General features: G+C 41.3%; 16 protein-coding genes. 1 reads left to right on the top strand and 15 read right to left on the bottom strand.

The genetic code is table 11. The features are described 5' to 3' along the window. Positions 1 to 11: 11 nt before the first annotated feature. The 12 genes from mraY to ACOB82_RS10165 form a co-directional block, all read right to left on the bottom strand. The gene (mraY, locus tag ACOB82_RS10220) at positions 12 to 1,094 is read right to left on the bottom strand and encodes a phospho-N-acetylmuramoyl-pentapeptide-transferase (protein WP_448212887.1); all 1,083 of its coding nucleotides are present in this window, start codon (positions 1,092 to 1,094) and stop codon (positions 12 to 14) included. Further along, positions 1,094 to 2,476 (bottom strand): UDP-N-acetylmuramoyl-tripeptide--D-alanyl-D-alanine ligase, encoded by a 1,383-nt coding sequence (gene murF, locus ACOB82_RS10215; RefSeq protein WP_448212886.1) that lies wholly within the window; start codon positions 2,474 to 2,476, stop codon positions 1,094 to 1,096. The genes mraY and murF overlap by 1 nt, the downstream gene beginning before the upstream one ends. After that, entirely contained in the window at positions 2,473 to 4,026 is a 1,554-nt protein-coding gene (locus ACOB82_RS10210; RefSeq protein ID WP_448212885.1) for a UDP-N-acetylmuramoyl-L-alanyl-D-glutamate--2,6-diaminopimelate ligase, read from the bottom strand. Before ACOB82_RS10210 ends, murF begins: the two co-directional genes overlap by 4 nt. Next, positions 4,019 to 5,767, bottom strand: coding sequence for a peptidoglycan D,D-transpeptidase FtsI family protein (locus ACOB82_RS10205; protein ID WP_448212884.1), 1,749 nt, complete (start codon positions 5,765 to 5,767; stop codon positions 4,019 to 4,021). The genes ACOB82_RS10210 and ACOB82_RS10205 overlap by 8 nt, the downstream gene beginning before the upstream one ends. Next, positions 5,764 to 6,078: a cell division protein FtsL gene (ftsL, locus tag ACOB82_RS10200; RefSeq protein ID WP_448212883.1), complete on the bottom strand. Its 315-nt coding sequence runs from the start codon at positions 6,076 to 6,078 to the stop codon at positions 5,764 to 5,766. Before ftsL ends, ACOB82_RS10205 begins: the two co-directional genes overlap by 4 nt. A gap of 5 nt (positions 6,079 to 6,083) precedes the next feature. Next, positions 6,084 to 7,022 carry a 16S rRNA (cytosine(1402)-N(4))-methyltransferase RsmH gene (gene rsmH / locus ACOB82_RS10195; protein WP_448212882.1) on the bottom strand — a complete coding sequence of 313 codons (939 nt, stop codon included), beginning with the start codon at positions 7,020 to 7,022 and terminating at the stop codon, positions 6,084 to 6,086. Positions 7,023 to 7,024: 2 nt separating this feature from the next. Further along, positions 7,025 to 7,483, bottom strand: coding sequence for a division/cell wall cluster transcriptional repressor MraZ (mraZ, locus tag ACOB82_RS10190; protein WP_448212881.1), 459 nt, complete (start codon positions 7,481 to 7,483; stop codon positions 7,025 to 7,027). 251 nt (positions 7,484 to 7,734) lie between these two features. Then, the gene (locus ACOB82_RS10185; RefSeq protein WP_448212880.1) at positions 7,735 to 8,823 is read right to left on the bottom strand and encodes an ABC transporter ATP-binding protein; all 1,089 of its coding nucleotides are present in this window, start codon (positions 8,821 to 8,823) and stop codon (positions 7,735 to 7,737) included. Between the two features lie 119 nt (positions 8,824 to 8,942). Then, the gene (locus tag ACOB82_RS10180; protein ID WP_448212879.1) at positions 8,943 to 10,502 is read right to left on the bottom strand and encodes an ABC transporter permease; all 1,560 of its coding nucleotides are present in this window, start codon (positions 10,500 to 10,502) and stop codon (positions 8,943 to 8,945) included. Positions 10,503 to 10,561: 59 nt separating this feature from the next. Continuing rightward, the gene (locus tag ACOB82_RS10175) at positions 10,562 to 11,560 is read right to left on the bottom strand and encodes a Fe(3+) ABC transporter substrate-binding protein (RefSeq protein ID WP_448212878.1); all 999 of its coding nucleotides are present in this window, start codon (positions 11,558 to 11,560) and stop codon (positions 10,562 to 10,564) included. Between the two features lie 131 nt (positions 11,561 to 11,691). Beyond that, the gene (locus ACOB82_RS10170) at positions 11,692 to 12,564 is read right to left on the bottom strand and encodes a sulfite exporter TauE/SafE family protein (protein WP_448212877.1); all 873 of its coding nucleotides are present in this window, start codon (positions 12,562 to 12,564) and stop codon (positions 11,692 to 11,694) included. 21 nt (positions 12,565 to 12,585) lie between these two features. Further along, positions 12,586 to 13,098, bottom strand: a complete 513-nt coding sequence (locus ACOB82_RS10165; protein WP_448212876.1) for a YcxB family protein — start codon at positions 13,096 to 13,098, stop codon at positions 12,586 to 12,588. Positions 13,099 to 13,218: 120 nt separating this feature from the next. Here ACOB82_RS10165 and ACOB82_RS10160 point away from each other — a divergent pair, with 120 nt between their 5' ends. After that, complete coding sequence (locus ACOB82_RS10160; RefSeq protein ID WP_448212875.1) at positions 13,219 to 14,061, top strand: HDOD domain-containing protein; 843 nt, start codon at positions 13,219 to 13,221, stop codon at positions 14,059 to 14,061. A 96-nt stretch (positions 14,062 to 14,157) separates the two neighbouring features. Here the strand turns inward: ACOB82_RS10160 and ACOB82_RS10155 are convergent, their stop codons facing one another. The 3 genes from ACOB82_RS10155 to sspA all read right to left on the bottom strand — a co-directional run bounded on the left by ACOB82_RS10155 (position 14,158) and on the right by sspA (position 16,953). Continuing rightward, positions 14,158 to 15,633: a substrate-binding periplasmic protein gene (locus ACOB82_RS10155; protein WP_448212874.1), complete on the bottom strand. Its 1,476-nt coding sequence runs from the start codon at positions 15,631 to 15,633 to the stop codon at positions 14,158 to 14,160. A 195-nt stretch (positions 15,634 to 15,828) separates the two neighbouring features. After that, the gene (locus ACOB82_RS10150; RefSeq protein WP_448212873.1) at positions 15,829 to 16,308 is read right to left on the bottom strand and encodes a ClpXP protease specificity-enhancing factor; all 480 of its coding nucleotides are present in this window, start codon (positions 16,306 to 16,308) and stop codon (positions 15,829 to 15,831) included. Positions 16,309 to 16,311: 3 nt separating this feature from the next. After that, a complete protein-coding gene (gene sspA, locus ACOB82_RS10145) occupies positions 16,312 to 16,953 on the bottom strand; it encodes a stringent starvation protein SspA (RefSeq protein ID WP_448212872.1) in 642 nt (213 codons plus the stop codon). Between the last annotated feature and the right edge of the window lie 46 nt (positions 16,954 to 16,999).

The raw sequence follows: 16,999 nt of genomic DNA, 5'->3' as shown, positions 1-16,999 counted from the left end.
TAACGCTGCAGTTATCTTAATTTCAGCGTTGCTAAGCCAACCAATACTAATACCAAGGAGATAATCCAAAAACGCACGATCACGCGCGGCTCTGGCCAGCCCTTTAATTCATAATGATGGTGAATAGGCGCCATACGGAATATGCGCTCACCACGTAATTTGTATGAACCTACCTGCAAAATGACTGACAATGTTTCCATCACAAACACACCGCCCATGATAAATAACACTAATTCTTGACGGACTAATACCGCTATTACACCAAGACCAGCACCTAACGCTAAAGAGCCAACATCGCCCATAAAGACTTGCGCCGGATAAGTGTTAAACCATAAGAAACCTAAGCCCGCTCCAACAATGGCCGTACAAACCACCACCAACTCACTAGTTTGGGCAATGTGAGGAATATTTAAATAACCAGAAAAGTTAACGTTACCTGTCATATAGGCAAAAACTGCAAACGCGCCCGCCACCATAATCGTTGGAACAATCGCCAAGCCATCTAAACCGTCGGTTAAATTCACCGCATTACTGGTGCCAACAATGACAAAATATGCCAGTGCAATATAAAGCAAGCCCAGTTGCGGCATAACATTCTTGATAAATGGGATCAGCAATGCCGTTTCTGCGGGTGATTGCGCTTGAGAATATAAGAACACTGCGGTTGTTAGGCCGATAACGGTTTGCCAAAAATACTTCCAGCGAGCAATTAAGCCATTAGCGTCTTTTCGAATTACTTTACGATAGTCATCGACAAAGCCAATAATGCCGAAAGAGGCAATAACAAATAACGTGGTTAGCACATAAGTATTCGATAAATCGCCCCACAGTAGGGCACTGACAATAATCGATGCCAGAATCAATAACCCGCCCATAGTCGGCGTGCCTGATTTAGATAAATGACTTTCAGGGCCATCATCACGTACGGTTTGGCCTATTTGCATGCGCTGTAATGCACGTATAAGCTTTGGACCAAAGTACAATGAAATCACTAATGCCGTTAACGTACTGACAATCGCGCGGAACGTCAGATATGAAAAAACATTAAAACCAGAATAATATTGGGTGAGGTACTCGCCTAACCAATAAAGCATTATGCGTGCTCCTCTACGTCAAGGCCTCGCCATTGAATAATGGCTTTTACTACGTGCTCCATATGGGCACTACGCGACCCTTTCACTAAAATCGAAATATCTTGTGATTCATTCGCTAAATGCTCAAACAATGTCTCAAGTAAATGTTCTTTTGAACTAAAATGTTGACCATGTTCACCAAACGCATCAGCGGTGCTTTGGCTAAGCACCCCCAACGTCATTAAGTAATCTATGCCTTGGTCTTTAGCGTGTTCGCCAACTTCTTGATGATAACTTCTCGCTTCACTACCAAGTTCGGCCATATCACCCAAAATTAATACTCGATAACCTGGATAGCTTGCCAAAAGCTCATTGGCCGCTTTAATTGACTCAACATTGGCGTTATAGGTGTCATCAATCAAACGACAATGGTTGTTAAGCGAATAAACATTTAATCGGCCTTTTACCGACTGCATTTCAGCTAAGCCTAATTTAATATCATCTAGGCTAGCACCACATTCAATGGCAATTGTTGCTGCAGCCACTGCATTACAAACATTATGCTTACCTGGCAGTACTAGCTGAATATAAGTACTGCCAATTGGCGTGTGCAGTTTAAAATTGGCACACCCGTGTTCGTCTAAGGTCACATCAGCACTGTAATAATCAGCTTTGTTGGCACAAGAGAATAATCGAACATCTTTATCTTCTAATCGCCACTGCCATTTGCTGGCCCACTGAGTATCTTGGTTATAAACCGCGACGCCACCTTGTGGAATGCCATCAAAAATTTCGCCTTTGGCACGCGCTACGCCACATAAATCACCGAAACCTTCGAGGTGAGCCGCTGCGATGTTATTGATAATGGCGACATCAGGTTTAACCAAACTGGTGGTATAGGCAATTTCGCCAATATGGTTAGCGCCCATTTCAATCACCGCAAAATCATGCTCGTGGGTTAAGCGCAGTAACGTTAACGGCACGCCAATATCGTTATTAAAATTGCCATTGGTGGCTAAAACATTACCTAAACGCGATAAGATCGCGGCTACCATTTCCTTAACTGTGGTTTTACCGCTACTGCCAGTAATACCAACGGTTTTCGGCGCTGTTTGTTGTTTAACGTAAGCGCCGATTTTACCTAGCGCTAAACGGGTATCTGGCACAACAATTTGCGGTAATTTAGTTTCAACTTGGTGATCAACAATTACTGCACTAGCACCTAAATTAGCCACTTGTTCAATAAATTTATGACCATCAAAGTTAGGGCCTTTCAGCGCTAAAAATACTTGCTCAACGGTCAATGCTCGGCTGTCAGTAACAATCGCATCAATGGTGCGATCATCGCCAATTAACTGGCCGTCAGTTACGGTTGCGATTTCAGACAAGTGCAAAGTGATCATTGTTGTTCTCCGCCTTGATAAAATTGACTGACGACAGCGCGCTCATTGTATTCAATAATTTTTCCAGCAATGTCAATGTTGCTTTCGTGGCCTTTGCCCGCTAATAACACCACATCATTTGGTTTTGCATGGATAAGTGTTGATCGTACTGCTTGATTGCGATCTAACATAACTGTGATTTTTTCCGTACGTGTACAACCCGATAAAATATCGTGGGCAATCAATTCTGGTGCCTCACTTCGCGGGTTGTCATTTGTAATAATAACGTGCTGAGCATATCGCTCAGCAATACTGCCCATTTGTGGACGTTTACCTTTGTCACGGTCGCCACCGCAACCAAATACGACCCAAAGCTCGCCCTGACAATGCTGCTGACAAGCAACTAAGGCATTTTCTAGAGCATCTGGGGTATGGGCGTAATCAACAATCGCCGTTGGCTTGTTGTCAGCAAAATATGTTTCCATACGGCCTGCACTTGGCGTTAGTTGGCTAATGGCTTGAGCGATACGTGCAAGCGGAATATCTAAAGCCAATAATGTCGCCACTGCCGCTAAGGCATTATCAACATTAAACATGCCTAGTAGCTGACTATTCGCTTTAACGCTCTCATGTTCGGTATTAATGGTAAAGCTAATGCCATGAGCACTTAGCTCAATATCGCTAGCTTGAACAAAACGAGCATAACGCGCGATCTTTTCACTGCGACCGTAGGCAATTACCGGCTGTTCAAGTTGCTTAAGCCAAACTTGACCATAATCATCATCAGCATTAATCACAGCAACCTGCGATTGCTGACCAGAGAAAATTTCAAACTTAGCTTGTGCATACGCTGCCATCGTTTGATGATAATCAAGGTGTTCACGGGTTAAATTGGTAAATACCGCTACGGCAAATTGACCTGCCTGAATGCGTTGCTGTTCAAGGGCATGTGATGACACTTCCATCGCCACATGACTGATATCTTGCTCAACAAAGCTCGCCATTAACTGATTTAATTCAGTTGGCCCTGGAGTGGTATTGGCAATCGGCGTCAAATTTTCAATCATGCCTGCGCCAGTAGTACCTATTACCGCAGCTTTATGCTGACAAGTGTTCAGTAAGCTTGCGATCATTTGGCTAGTGCTGGTTTTACCATTGGTACCAGTGACGCCAATTAAGGTTAATTGCTGTTGTGGGTTTTGATAATAAATTGCCGCTAAATCAAATAATCGCGTCGCTAAATTATAAAACTGAATGATTTTCGCAGTATTTATTGTGCCATCAGCCTGTTCAACACTGCGCTCAATCATATTTCCGTGCTGCTGGCTATGATGACACTGCGCCAAAATTAATCTAGCGCCAGCGGCAATTGCTTTTTCAATAAACTGACGACCATCACTGGCTGAACCGATAACCGCACAAAAAATATCACCGGCTTTAATCTGACGACTATCATTAACTAAGTCACCCGTTGCCATAGGAGAAAATTCAATATCAAACGCCGCTAGCGCTTGACTGATAGCATGCTCAGGTAAATTATTTGGTATAGAGTTAGGCAATGGCTTATGCATCATTGCCTCCTTTACGCTGCGTCGCAGTTGTTGGTAAGTGAACAATACGGTTTTTATCTGGCGCAATATTTAACACTTGCATCGCACCTTTCATAACTCGCGAAAAAACGGGTGCCGCAACATCACCACCGTGATACAAATCACCACCTGGCTCATTTATTACCACCACAACCACAACTTCTGGGTCATCAATTGGTGCCATGCCCGCGAATAAACCGACGTAGTCATTCCCGTAACCACCAGCAATCGCTTTAATGCTAGTACCTGTTTTACCGCCAACGCGATAGCCTTCAACTTTTGCTTTTTTCGCGCCTTCTTCTACTACCGCCTCTAACATAGTTCTAAGTTCGGCCGTTAGCTTCTCAGAAAAAATGCGCTCACCTTTTGGTGGGGTATCAGTTTTAACAATCGATAACGGTAATTTTATGCCGCCATTTGCAAACGATGTGTATAAACGAGCCAGTTGCAATGGACTAATCGCCAATGCGTAACCAAACGAAAGTGTTGCTAATTCAAATTCTGACCATCGTGGGCGATCATGCATCATGCCTTGAGTTTCACCAATTAAACCGATGCCCGTTTCTTGACCAAAACCCACTTCAAAAAATTTATCTAATAGGTACTCTTTAGGAAGTGACAAGGTTAATTTTGCCGTCCCCATATTCGATGAATGAATTAAAATTTCTTCCATCGACAACACTTTACGGTTAATTGGATCGCTGACGCGACGGCCACCCAAGCGCATCCAACCTGGACTGGTATCTACTTTGGTATCGGCTGATGCCACACCAAATTCCATCGCAGTTAACAAAGATAACGGCTTCATGGTTGAACCCGGTTCAAACATGTCGGTAATAGCGCGATTACGGAATTTGTGCGCTGGGGTATTCGATCTGTCATTTGGGTTGTAAGACGGCGAATTAACCATAGCTAATAATTCACCGGTGTGAACATCAACCACTAATACCGAGCCTGAAGTGGCTTTAAAGGCCTTAACGGCCCCTTTTAGTTCACTGTAAGCTAACGCCTGAATACGCTGATCAATACTGAGTACCAAATCTTGGGGCGGCTGCGCTTCTTCCACCGACAATATTTCAATTTTGCGGCCTTTAGCGTCTTTTCTAAATTTTTTCTCGCCGCCCACGCCAGTCAGTAAGGTATCGTAAACCCGCTCTATACCTTCAATACCTTTATCGTCAACATTAGTAAAACCAACAACATGAGCACTAATTTCCCCTGCTGGATAAAAGCGTTTTGATTCTTTACGTAGGTAAATACCCGGGATTTTCAATTCTTTTATGTAATTGGCCATGACTGGCGAAACTTGGCGCTCGACATAAACAAAACGTTTGTTTGGGTGGCGAACAATACGGCTGGTTAATTTATTGACGTCTTGGCCAAGCACATCGGCCAACGCTTGCCAGTGTTTAGTCATTGATAAGGCGTTGTGATCCATTACAACTTTTGGATCTGCCCAAACCGTTTCTACCGGTACAGATACCGCAAGCTCGCGACCATTGCGATCTAAAATAGAACCACGTTGCACTTTGCTTTCCGCAGTTCGTAAAGAGCGCATATCACCTTGCTCTTTTAGCATGTCTGGTTCAATAACCTGAATGTAAGCGGCGCGCGCCATCAGGCTGCCATAGATCAATACAACAATTGACAGCACAACGTAAAAGCGCCAAGCAACTGTGCTTGGTTTTTGTTTCGCTTTATTTTTTTTGTTCGCAACTGTCATGGTATTGTAATTACTATTTCCGACTCTGTATCTGGGCGGTTCATATTCAGAAGCTCCGCTGCCTTTTTTTCTATTGTGCTATGTTCAGCTAAGCTGTTTTGCTCAATAACTAAATTTCGTCGTTCTATTTCTATTTCATCGCGCACTGTTAACAGCATTTCCAGTTCACTGGTGGTTTGGCGATTTAAATGAGTGAAGTAAATCACTGCAAACGCTGAACCTATAACCGCTAACAGCAGTATGTAAGTGAACAGGTGTTGTTGAATATCATGTAAAATATCAACAACTAAGGCTGTATTTTTAGCCGCCATTAGCGTTACGCTATACGCTCAGCAACACGTAACACCGAACTTCTTGATCTAACGTTACGTTCAACTTCTGCTTTGCTTGGTTTAGTTTTACGCCCAACCAAACTTAATTTTTTACCTTTATTTAATTCAGCTTCACTAATCGGCATACCGCGAGGTACTTGCTTACCTTGTGAATGCTTACGCATAAATTGCTTTACTAACCTATCTTCTAGTGAGTGAAAACTAATCACTACTAAACGACCACCCGGTTTTAATACATCAAGTGATGCCGCCAACGCTTGCTCAATCTGATCTAACTCAGAATTGATATACATACGAATGGCTTGAAAACTGCGAGTGGCAGGATGTTTTTTAATTTCTCTTTGCGGTGCTGTGGTAGCAATGAGTTTGGCTAATTCACCAGTACGAGTCAGCGGATTTTCTTCTCGGCTATCAACAATCGCGTTAGCAATACGCCAAGCATGTTTTTCTTCGCCAAAGGTTTTTAATACCCAGCTAATATCTTCAACATCAGCACGCGCTAACCACTGTGCCGCCGTTTCGCCACGAGTAGTGTCCATTCGCATATCCAGCGGGCCATCTTTCATAAAACTAAAGCCACGCTCGGCTTCATCAAGCTGAGGTGATGACACACCAAGATCGAATAAAATACCGTCAACGTTGCCATTAAGTGCACGCTTGCTCGCGATATTGCCAAGCTCGGCAAAACCATGATGCTCAATAGCAAAACGTGGATCGTCTTTGAAAATTTCCGCGGCAGCTATCGCGGTTGGATCGCGATCAATCGCAATTAGTTGGCCGTTATCACCCAGCTGGGAAAGAATTTGTCTCGAATGGCCGCCTCGACCAAATGTACAGTCGATATAAGTGCCATTTGGATCAATGGCTAAGGCTTCGATTGCTTCATCAAGCAATACTGAAATGTGTGAACTTTTATCAGGCATTTTTATAATGATAAATCTAGTAATCGTTCAGTTAATTCGATTTCGCCTGCTTGGATTTTGCTAATGCCGTTTTGCATTTGTGCTTGCCAAGCCGATTCACTCCAAATTTCAAATTTCTTTAATTGCCCTACAAGCATTACGTTCTTTTCAAGCGATGCATGCTGACAAAGAGGGCCATTAATTAATAAACGTCCGTTTTTGTCCATCTCGCAATCGGAGGCATTGCCAAGGAGAACTTGTTGTAACAAACGTTCTTGTGGATTCATTGATGACAATCCACACAGTTTTAATTCAATTTCTTCCCATTCAGGAAGCGGATAAAGCAGTAAACAAGGATGTTGAATATCAACAGTACACACCATTTTTCCCGCGCAATCGGCAATAAGTTCCTCGCGATACCGAGTTGGCATCGTGATTCGTTTTTTGCTGTCGAGCGTAATCGCACTGGTGCCTCTAAACATAACCTTATTTAGGAGTAACTGAACAACTCAGATCCACTATTCCCCACTTTTTCCCACATTTGTACAGTTTAGAGAGATAGACAACGGGATGTCAAGCAAAGAATAGCGAAATTGATCGCGCTATAAGCCAGAAAAATCAGGCGATCGAGCGAAGTAGATGATTCTGTGGGATTTTGTGGATCACAGGCCCTAAAAAATAAATTTTTACCGGAATTTAACTAAATTTTGAACCACTGATAATATAAACAGCACTATTTTGTGGAATAAATGGCTGGGCATGGATAAAGCAAATATTCGTGTTCGATTACAGTCACTGCAACCTTATCATGTAGGGCAAATATTTGTGGCGAATAAACACTTAATTGGCTAATTGAAAGTTCATCATCTTGATTAATACTGGCTAAGTGATAGTGAAAACCATGTTCAGTAACATTAATATGAACAATTTCAAGTTCAGCACTGTCATCCGCACTAATTTCAAGGTATTGCGGCTTAAGCAAAAGGTAAGCGCTTGCTTGCTCGGCAATCAATGGCAGTTGTGCGTATTGCGTATTATCGAACTTAAGGTTGCCAAGCGCTGTTCGTAACTCGGTTGCAGAAGGTAAGCACGCTACCCAACTGCCTAATTGCAGAAAATCAGCTACTTGATAGCTATTTGGCGCTTGGCAAATATCTGCTGGTGCGCCAAATTGTAGTATATTCCCTTCGGCCATTACCGCCATTTTATCGGCAAATGTGAACACTTCATCTTTATTATGGGTTACAAAAATCGCACTCATATTTAGCGATTTTAATAATTGCCTAAGTTCCAGCATTAGTGACTGACGTAAACGTGAATCAATATTTGAAAACGGTTCATCAAGTAATAGAAGTTTCGGACGTGTCGCAATTGCCCTAGCAATCGCTACTCGCTGCTGTTGCCCGCCCGATAATTGATGTGGATAACGATGATTAAACTCAGCTAGCTCTAGCATGCTTAGCAACTGATTAATTCGAATCTGCTGCTCAGCTTTTGACATTTTCGTAATACCAAAACCAATATTTTGCTCAACAGTTAAGTGCGGAAATAAAGCATAGTCTTGGAAAATCATCCCAACATGGCGCAGCTCTGGGGCAACCATATGTTCAGGTGTGATAGGCGAGAGCCCTTGCAAACTAATGTCACCAGATTGCTGAGCGATAAAACCGGCAATGGTATTTAACAGGGTAGTTTTACCACAGCCACTCGGTCCGACTAGGCCAAGAATTTCACCAGAAGCCAAAGTAAATGAGACATCAGTTAAGATTGCTTGATTATCGATTACCACATGCAATTGCTCTAGTGTTAGAACTGTACTCACTTACCACTCTTCTTTTTATAAAATATGATTTTGCCGTGCAGTGTACCTTAGCTCAGGAGCTTCACCAACAGCCTTAATGTTCGATTATGTATTACTTTAGGTATTCGTTAAGGTTTTAATTAATGTTTTGCTTTGTTTAACCAAATAATAGGAATTAAACCAAACACGACAATTAATACTGCGCCAATTGCGCCTTGCTCCAATTGTTCATCAGAAATCAGCTGAAAAATGAAGGTACTTAAGGTTTCAAAGTTAAATGGTCTTAGCAATAGTACCGCAGGTAGTTCTTTCATCGACTCAACGAATACCAGTAACCAGGCGACAACAATCGAACTTTTCAGCAAGGGCAAATGGACTTTAACTAAACTTGGCAATAAACCTACGCCTAAACTGGCAGGTGCTTTATCTAAGGTCGCAGGAATTTTATCAATCCCCGCATTAATAGCGCCATGAGAAACTGCAGCAAAGCGCACAACAAAAGCAAAAACTATGGCGAAGCTTGTACCGGATAAGATCAATCCAGGTTGGCTTAAATTGAACAATTTAGCCAAATCATTAAGCCAATGATCTAACGGACCAAAAGTTGCCATTAATGCCATCGCCAGCACAGTTCCAGGCACCGCATAACCAAAGCCTGATAGTTGCAAAGGCAACCCGTTAACTTTGCCCTGATAAAATCGATTAAATAATGCTAAAAGTAACGATATAACCACAGCTACGGTCGCTGCAATTGCCGATACTTGCAACGTTGCTAAGCCAATAGTGAATAGCTCAGCCATTTGTTCAAACTGGGTATAAGCTAAGGCCATATCGATCAATAAATAAAACGGTAATACAAAGCCCATAATCACCAATAACCAACAGCTAAAAATACCAAAAACTTGCTGGAGTTTAGTCAAAATAATTTTGTCATTGTCGGTATTAGGACGGTTAGTTTGATGACGTTGTCCTGCGCGAGATTTTTGCTCTGCGACTACCACAAATAACACCAGTAGCAATAGCACACTGGCCAGCGCATTGGCCGCTGCCATATCGCCATAGCCTAACCAAGTGTCATATATCGCCGTTGTTAAGGTATTTACCGCAAAGTATTGTACGGTGGCAAAGTCGGCAATGGTTTCCATCATCACAATAGTGGCAGAAATCATAATGGCAGGACGCGCTAACGGTAGGGCAATTTTAACTATTGATTGTTTTGCGCTTAGCCCTAAGGTTCGGCCAGCCCGTAATAAATTTTTATCCTGAAGCTCTAAGCTAGTGCGCGTTAGCATATAAACATAAGGGTATAACACCAGCGCCAAAATAACTGCTGCTCCTTCTAATGTTCGCAAATCAAAAAACCAATAATCACTGGCCGATTGCCACGAAAAAACGTCTCTTAGTAACCGCTGAACCGGTCCAGCATAATCAAATAGATCAGTATATAAATAAGCGACTAAATAACCCGGCATCGCCAATGGCAGCAACAGTGCCCAACGCAAAGCTTTTGCGGAATATAAATTAGTTTGGCTAATTAAAAAGGCACTAGGTACGCCAAACAGCAATGATAGTGCGACAACCCAAAATGATAGCCATAGGGTATTTGAAATATAGGTTGGCAAAACCGTTTGCCAAAGGTGTTTAAATAACTCACCTGAATCGCCGATACTGGTAAACAGCATAACGAACACTGGCGCCATCAGCGCCAGTGCTACAATCCAAGTGATGGACTGCCAAATTTTATTAGTTTGCCCAAATATCACAGATCAAATTTAGCTTGGTCAAGCAGCTTTAATGCAGTTTTACGGTGCTTGGCAATGGTTTCTAACGACAAGTCATCCGCTTTAAATTCGCCCCAAGACGCAACAAGTTCAGATTTTGCAACGCCAGCTCTTACTGGGTATTCCATGTTCAATTCTGCATACATTTTTTGTGCTTGCTCTGAAGCTAGAAACTCAATTAGCGCCTTACCCGCATCAGCATTTGGCGCGTGTTTGGCTAAACCAACACCAGAAATGTTAACATGGGCGCCACGGTTTGCTTGATTGGGAAAGTTAATATTGACCGCATCAGCCCAAACCTTTTGCTTTTCGTCCATTAACATTTTACCGAAATAGTAACTGTTACCTAATGACACATCGCACAAACCTTGATGAATAGCTTGGACTTGGCCGCGATCATTACCTTGTGGCTTACGTGCAAGATTTGCTTTAACCCCTTCTAACCAAACTAAGGTATCAGCTTCACCATGCTCAGCAATCATAGAAGCGACTAATGCCACATTGTACGGGTGCTTACCACTGCGCGTACAAATTTTGCCTTTGTATTTGGCATCAGCTAAGTCTTCATAATTAATTTCAACGTCGCCTAAACGTTTGGCAGTGTAAATATTACGAACACGGGTGGTTAAACCAAACCAGGTATTATCTTCTGCCTGAAACTGGCTAGGAATCGCCTGCTCTAAGACATCAGAATTTACTGGTTGCATTAAGCCTTTATCTTTTAGCTCGACTAATCGGCTAATATCTGTGGTTAGCAAAACATCGGCAGGGCTGTGAGCCCCTTCTCTGGCTAAACGTTCTGCAATACCGCTTTTAGCAAATACCACATTCACTTTTACACCCGTTTCATCGGTAAATGCTTTAAATAAAGGTTCCACTAAAAATGGTTGGCGATATGAATAGACATTTACTTCACTGGCAAATGCCGAAATCGATGTCATAACCAAAGCTGATAAGCAAAGAATTTTTTTAATCATGAGGTGCCTATTTAAAATTGTGTTATTGCTGTTTTCATTGTTGCGCAAGAGTAATTAACCAATATAACGCTGTCAAGGCTTTTGCGAATAATTCTCATTTATATTTCTAATGAGCTTATTTTTGAAGTTAATTAAATGCCAAATGCACCAATGATTAAAAGCCAAAAAGCAAAAAACAACTTGAGTTTACGTGCCGACAAATAAGTCACTAAAGATTTCGCTAAAATACCACCAATAACTGCCCCAGGGCCTGCAAAAATAACGACTTGCCAATACACCGAAAAGTTAACTAATGTATGCTGCCAAATCGCAGCCCAAACCGTTAATGCTGACACCACAACCGCAGCTGCAACCGCCATTGTTACATCAAAACGCCTTAAAATCAGATAGATTGCTAAGATTTCACCTACACCAACCGATAGCCAAGCGGTAATAGCCCCGCCAACAATGCCAATTACCACCAAAGCAATATAGTCATACCACTGTAACTGGCTTGACTCTCGTTTCGGCTTAATTAAGTACACAGACGCAACAATAAAACAGCCAAGCAATAGCGAAAACCAACTAAAGCTATGATGTAAACTTGTTGGTGATGCTAGCTGCCATTGATAAGTGCTGAGCAATCCAAAAATAGAAGCGATAGTGACTAAGGTAATAATACGTTTAAAGCCTTGCCATAATTTTAATTCGCGCTTATCGCTATAATAATGTCGGTACCAAGTCAGCGCACCAGCTGTCATGCCAAAGCATTGAATACCGAAGCTTGTGGCAATTGACTGAACTTCACTAAACTCTAGGTGGTTAAACATCGGGATAAATATCACGCCGCCACCGGCACCTGTTGAGTTGGCAAAAATCGCTCCTAATGTCCCTAAAAAAGTAAAGACCACATAATTGGAAAAATCTTCACTAGGTAAGCCTGATCCCCAAATTAATACGGCCCAGCCAATTAAAAACGTAAGTAAAAAAACGGGGTTAACTAAAATTGAGCGGTTATTAGCCATAAGAGTTTTTCGCTTAACCTATTAGCTGTCGCTGACGTGCTTGGTTTGGAGTGAAACATTTCTTGCCTTTTGACGCAGAAAATCTATTGCTAAATCGGATAATATCGATGCAGAAACGTAGTGTCCTTGCTGCTGAACTTTTATGACAAAACCCTTCTCTGTACATGTAATGTCGGTTATGTCTGACCAAAGAAATTGTTGTTTTACATAGGGCGATTCAATATTAATGCCATTTTCATCCATGTGTAAAGTAACGTCATTATTGCCACTACGCCCAAGTAACTGTCTGGTTACCCACCATGGTTTTTGAAAACGAACACTTACTGCTTCTACAAAGCCTAAAGCAACAATAAAGCTACTTATATATCCATTTAGCTCAGTGAAAAACCATAAAATACTTCCCAGCAAAATAAAGGCAAAGGCCTTTTGATAGGACTGAAAAAACGACTTCGCCGCGACAGTTTGCTCGAAGCATTCAGTTAAATAAGGTTTATTTAGTGTAAAAGTTATAGAATATGAAAATGGCTCGGACATATAGCTAGGCAAAGTAATTAATGCGCGTTTTCTGGTAATTTTTAATGCGCGTAGTATTGCATAATGCTTTAATTATATGAATGATTAAACACAATGAAATTCCAACTTGGTTGACTGACTATGCAAAAAACTCCTCAAGATTATGCACTCGAAGCGCAAGAGCTATGTGTATTGCCAGATATCTATTTAAAACTTAGTGAAATGCTTGCCAAAGATGATTGTACTTTGGATGAGTTAGCGGAAGTCATTAAACTAGAGCCAGCAATTGCTTCCACCCTATTGAAAATAGCCAATAGTGCGATGTTCAACTTCCCACGCGAAATCGACAATATTTCCAAAGCACTATTACTTTTGGGTCTAAAAGAAGTGAGCAATTTGGTCAATGCTTATGGGGTTACAGCCGCGTTTTCAGGGGTCAATCCTGACATTATGAATCTCGATAAATTTTGGGAAATTAGTGTAGATTGCGCTTTAATTTGTCAATATTTCGCCAAAGAGAAAAAAATAGCAAACCGCGACAGTATTTTCTTATCAGGCTTATTTCATAACTTAGGTGAATTAGCTATTGTTCATATCGAGCCTAGCAAAGTCCAGTTCTGTGAATCTTACAGCAAAACAGAAACACCATGGCAGCGCCAATCTGAAGCCTTCGGCTTTACGTTTGCCGATGTCAGTGCTGCATTACTAGAGCTTTGGCAGTTACCAGCGTCAATTATAAAACCCATTACCGACTTTAATAACGCCTACCAAGATGAGGTATCTGAAGAAAGTAATTTGCTTTATGTCGCTTCCCGATTAGCAATATTAAATGCCCATCCAGGAATGTACTCAAAGAAAACATTTGTTGGCCAGCATATTTTGGATGACTTAGGCATTAATGCACAAGACATTGATGACGCACTAGAATACTGCAATGCCAAAGCATTAGAGCTTATTAACGCATTCCCTATTATTCATAGCTAAATAATAGTTAAATAATAGTTTTAGCTGCTACCATGCTAACTGGTAGCAGCTAACTTCACACTAAAACTTTGTTTTTCATAAATTAAATAAGCTTAGTTACTTCAAGTTAAACGCACTGGCAAACAGTTGTTCAAACTTTTCTCGAGCAATTACGTTCGACTCTTGACGATGCTTTGAATAAAAATAATCAGTGGTTTTAAATAAGTCTAATTGCCGATTAAATTCGGCTAAAAATAGTTTATTATCCGGTGTGTTATTACACATCAAGTAGCCTAATGTAATGTCATAAGAGCCATTAAGCGGATAGCTGTAAAGAGGTTCATCACCAACCAAATACCAATGATTTTTTACGATGGTTGGGTATTCAATTAACATTGAATATTTATCATTCGCCAAGCCCTTGAGCTGATCAAACGTGTTATTGCCCATATTAACCATATAGTGAGCAGGGAGCTTAGCCAACTCATTATTTATTGCCTCGTTGAAAAACTGACCATTGGCAATGCCTAATGTTAACTTGGGCCATTGCTTAAAAATATCCGCAAGCTTATTGGGCGCTTGCTGTTCAAGTGCTAACGGTTGTTTCGTGTATAGGCGCAAACCTGGATACATAGTAACGGCATGACTAAATAAATATTTACTTTGCCTTGCTGTTGTTTTGATTTTATTAGCTAAGCAAATATTTTCCTCGCCACTTAAGGCTACATCATCCTGTGCAAATGACGTGTACTTAGCTAGTTCAACATCATAGCCTTTAACTTTCCCTAGCAGTGGCGACAAAATATCGCTTTCAAGTGTGCCAATTCGGTTAAAACTCGAATTACGCAATAAATTAACGTCTCGGGTTTTAATAATGATTTCAACTATCGAACTATCAAAACTGTCGAAGTTAGCATGTTGGTACCACTGTGGTGACAATGCTTTGAGCTGACCTGATTTTCGCATTGATGACATGTGCTGATCGTAATGTTCCGCCAGTTTCTTACCACCGTCTGTGCGAGCAAACGCTAAATAAATCTTGCGCTTGGGTAAAACCTCAAACGAGCTCAGAACATTTTGATATTTTTTCGGGAGGTTGTATCGATAATCGATAAAGACATCAGTTCGACCTTTCACCACCATGTCAAAGCCTAAACTGTGCGCATTAACTAAATAGGCTTGATGTGGTACATCTAAGTAATTATCAAAACCATAACCTCGCATCCATGAAATGGTAAGTCCATTTAGATCCTTTAGCGATTTTATTGGGTGTGACGATGGCTTAAAAAAGCCAAGCACCGGATCTTCATAATCTAAATGCCAGCGAGGTAAATATGCCTGCTCGAGATCCTCTCTAAAAACCCCGATGATGAAGTCTAGCTTCCCTTGTCGAAAATTGTTAATTGTGCGTTGATAGGTATCAAATTTAAGTACTACTTCGTATTGAGAATAAACTTTTTTAATAAGTTCGTTGTAAACACCACTACCATCGTGATTTGTGTAACCTGACCACTCTACTACGCCAACATTCAATATTTGCGCATTTAACAGCAAGCTTTGAAACAGCAATAAAAAACCAATTGCTACACGCAAGGAAAGACCCCTTAATCAAGAATCCAAGTTATAACGGTAGATCATTACCATTAAGCACTATGATGGTTAAAGACTATATTAAAACGTAGCCCTAAATATGAGTTTACTCAACTAACTGAAAGGTTTGTATGCATTCAAAGTACATTTAAAGATAAATATAAGCAATAGTAACCAATGCCACTATTGCTTATGATATTACTTAATGACTTTTAAACTAGGCTTGGCACTAGATTTAGCTTTGTCGCGAGCTTTAGACGGCTCGGCTTGGGTAGCAGGTGTTGTTTGTTTTACACCGGTCAACTTAGGCTTTTTAGGCTTGCTAGGAACAACATCTGGCATTGCTTCTGTATGCTCGATTGGTAACGATGTACCAGCGCCATTTTCTTTAGCGTAAATAGCACCTATTGCGCCGTAAGGCACCACTAAATGCTCTAATTTACCACCAAAACGGGCAGTAAATTCAATCGCTTGCTCGCCCATAGTAATACTACCAACAGCACCAGCAGAGATATTAAGCACGATTTGACCATCATTAACAAATGACATTGGCACTTGAACACCAAAGACACTAACATCCACTACGATATAAGGTGTTAGTTCGTTATCTGAAATCCAGTCATAAAAAGCCCCAACAATGTAGGGCTTATTAGAAGTCATTTTAATTTGATCAGACATAACTTATGCTGGGTGGCCGAAGCGTAGTTCACGCTCAGCTTCAGTTAATGACGCTTGGAAAGACTCACGTTCAAATAACTTCAACATGTATGACTTAAGCTCTTGTGCACCTTGGCCAGTTAACTCAATACCTAATACCGGCAAACGCCATAATAATGGTGCTAAGTAACAATCAACTAAGCTGAACTCTTCACTCATAAAGTACGGCGCTTCATTTAAAATTGGCGCAATGCTTAATAAGCTTTCTCTTAATTCTTTACGTGCTTTTTCTGCTTCGCCCGCTTCACCATTTAAAATAGTGCGTGCAAGACTATACCAGTCTTGTTCGATGCGGTGCATCATTAAGCGACTGCGGCCACGAGACACCGGATAAACTGGCATAAGTGGTGGGTGCGGAAAACGCTCATCTAAATATTCGATAATAATATTTGCTTGATATAACGCTAATTCGCGATCAACCAAAGTAGGCACTGTACCGTATGGATTTAAATCAATTAAATCTTCAGGAAGGTTAGCTAAATCCACTAAGTGAATATCAACGCCAACGCCCTTTTCAGCCAACACGATACGTGTTTGGTGACTGTACATATCATCTGCATGAGAATACAACGTCATTACTGAACGCTTATTTGCAGCTACGGCCATAAAATGCCTCCAACTATATTTGCTAAAAACTGACAAAGGGGGCTAG

This window comes from Colwellia sp. MEBiC06753 (assembly GCF_053470325.1).
Note: the sequence above shows the minus strand (reverse complement) of the source record. Positions and strands in the feature narration are given on the sequence as shown.

Bases quoted from the DNA above. Each gene is read 5' to 3' on its own strand.
- ACOB82_RS10165 (WP_448212876.1), bottom strand. From the start codon at position 13,098: ATGTCCGAGCCATTTTCATATTCTATAACTTTTACACTAAATAAACCT.
- mraY (WP_448212887.1), bottom strand. From the start codon at position 1,094: ATGCTTTATTGGTTAGGCGAGTACCTCACCCAATATTATTCTGGTTTT.
- ACOB82_RS10210 (WP_448212885.1), bottom strand. From the start codon at position 4,026: ATGCATAAGCCATTGCCTAACTCTATACCAAATAATTTACCTGAGCAT.
- ACOB82_RS10180 (WP_448212879.1), bottom strand. From the start codon at position 10,502: ATGGCGCCAGTGTTCGTTATGCTGTTTACCAGTATCGGCGATTCAGGT.
- ACOB82_RS10170 (WP_448212877.1), bottom strand. From the start codon at position 12,564: ATGGCTAATAACCGCTCAATTTTAGTTAACCCCGTTTTTTTACTTACG.
- mraZ (WP_448212881.1), bottom strand. From the start codon at position 7,483: ATGTTTAGAGGCACCAGTGCGATTACGCTCGACAGCAAAAAACGAATC.
- murF (WP_448212886.1), bottom strand. From the start codon at position 2,476: ATGATCACTTTGCACTTGTCTGAAATCGCAACCGTAACTGACGGCCAG.
- ACOB82_RS10175 (WP_448212878.1), bottom strand. From the start codon at position 11,560: ATGATTAAAAAAATTCTTTGCTTATCAGCTTTGGTTATGACATCGATT.
- sspA (WP_448212872.1), bottom strand. From the start codon at position 16,953: ATGGCCGTAGCTGCAAATAAGCGTTCAGTAATGACGTTGTATTCTCAT.
- ACOB82_RS10150 (WP_448212873.1), bottom strand. From the start codon at position 16,308: ATGTCTGATCAAATTAAAATGACTTCTAATAAGCCCTACATTGTTGGG.
- ACOB82_RS10160 (WP_448212875.1), top strand. From the start codon at position 13,219: ATGCAAAAAACTCCTCAAGATTATGCACTCGAAGCGCAAGAGCTATGT.
- ftsL (WP_448212883.1), bottom strand. From the start codon at position 6,078: ATGGCGGCTAAAAATACAGCCTTAGTTGTTGATATTTTACATGATATT.
- ACOB82_RS10205 (WP_448212884.1), bottom strand. From the start codon at position 5,767: ATGACAGTTGCGAACAAAAAAAATAAAGCGAAACAAAAACCAAGCACA.
- rsmH (WP_448212882.1), bottom strand. From the start codon at position 7,022: ATGCCTGATAAAAGTTCACACATTTCAGTATTGCTTGATGAAGCAATC.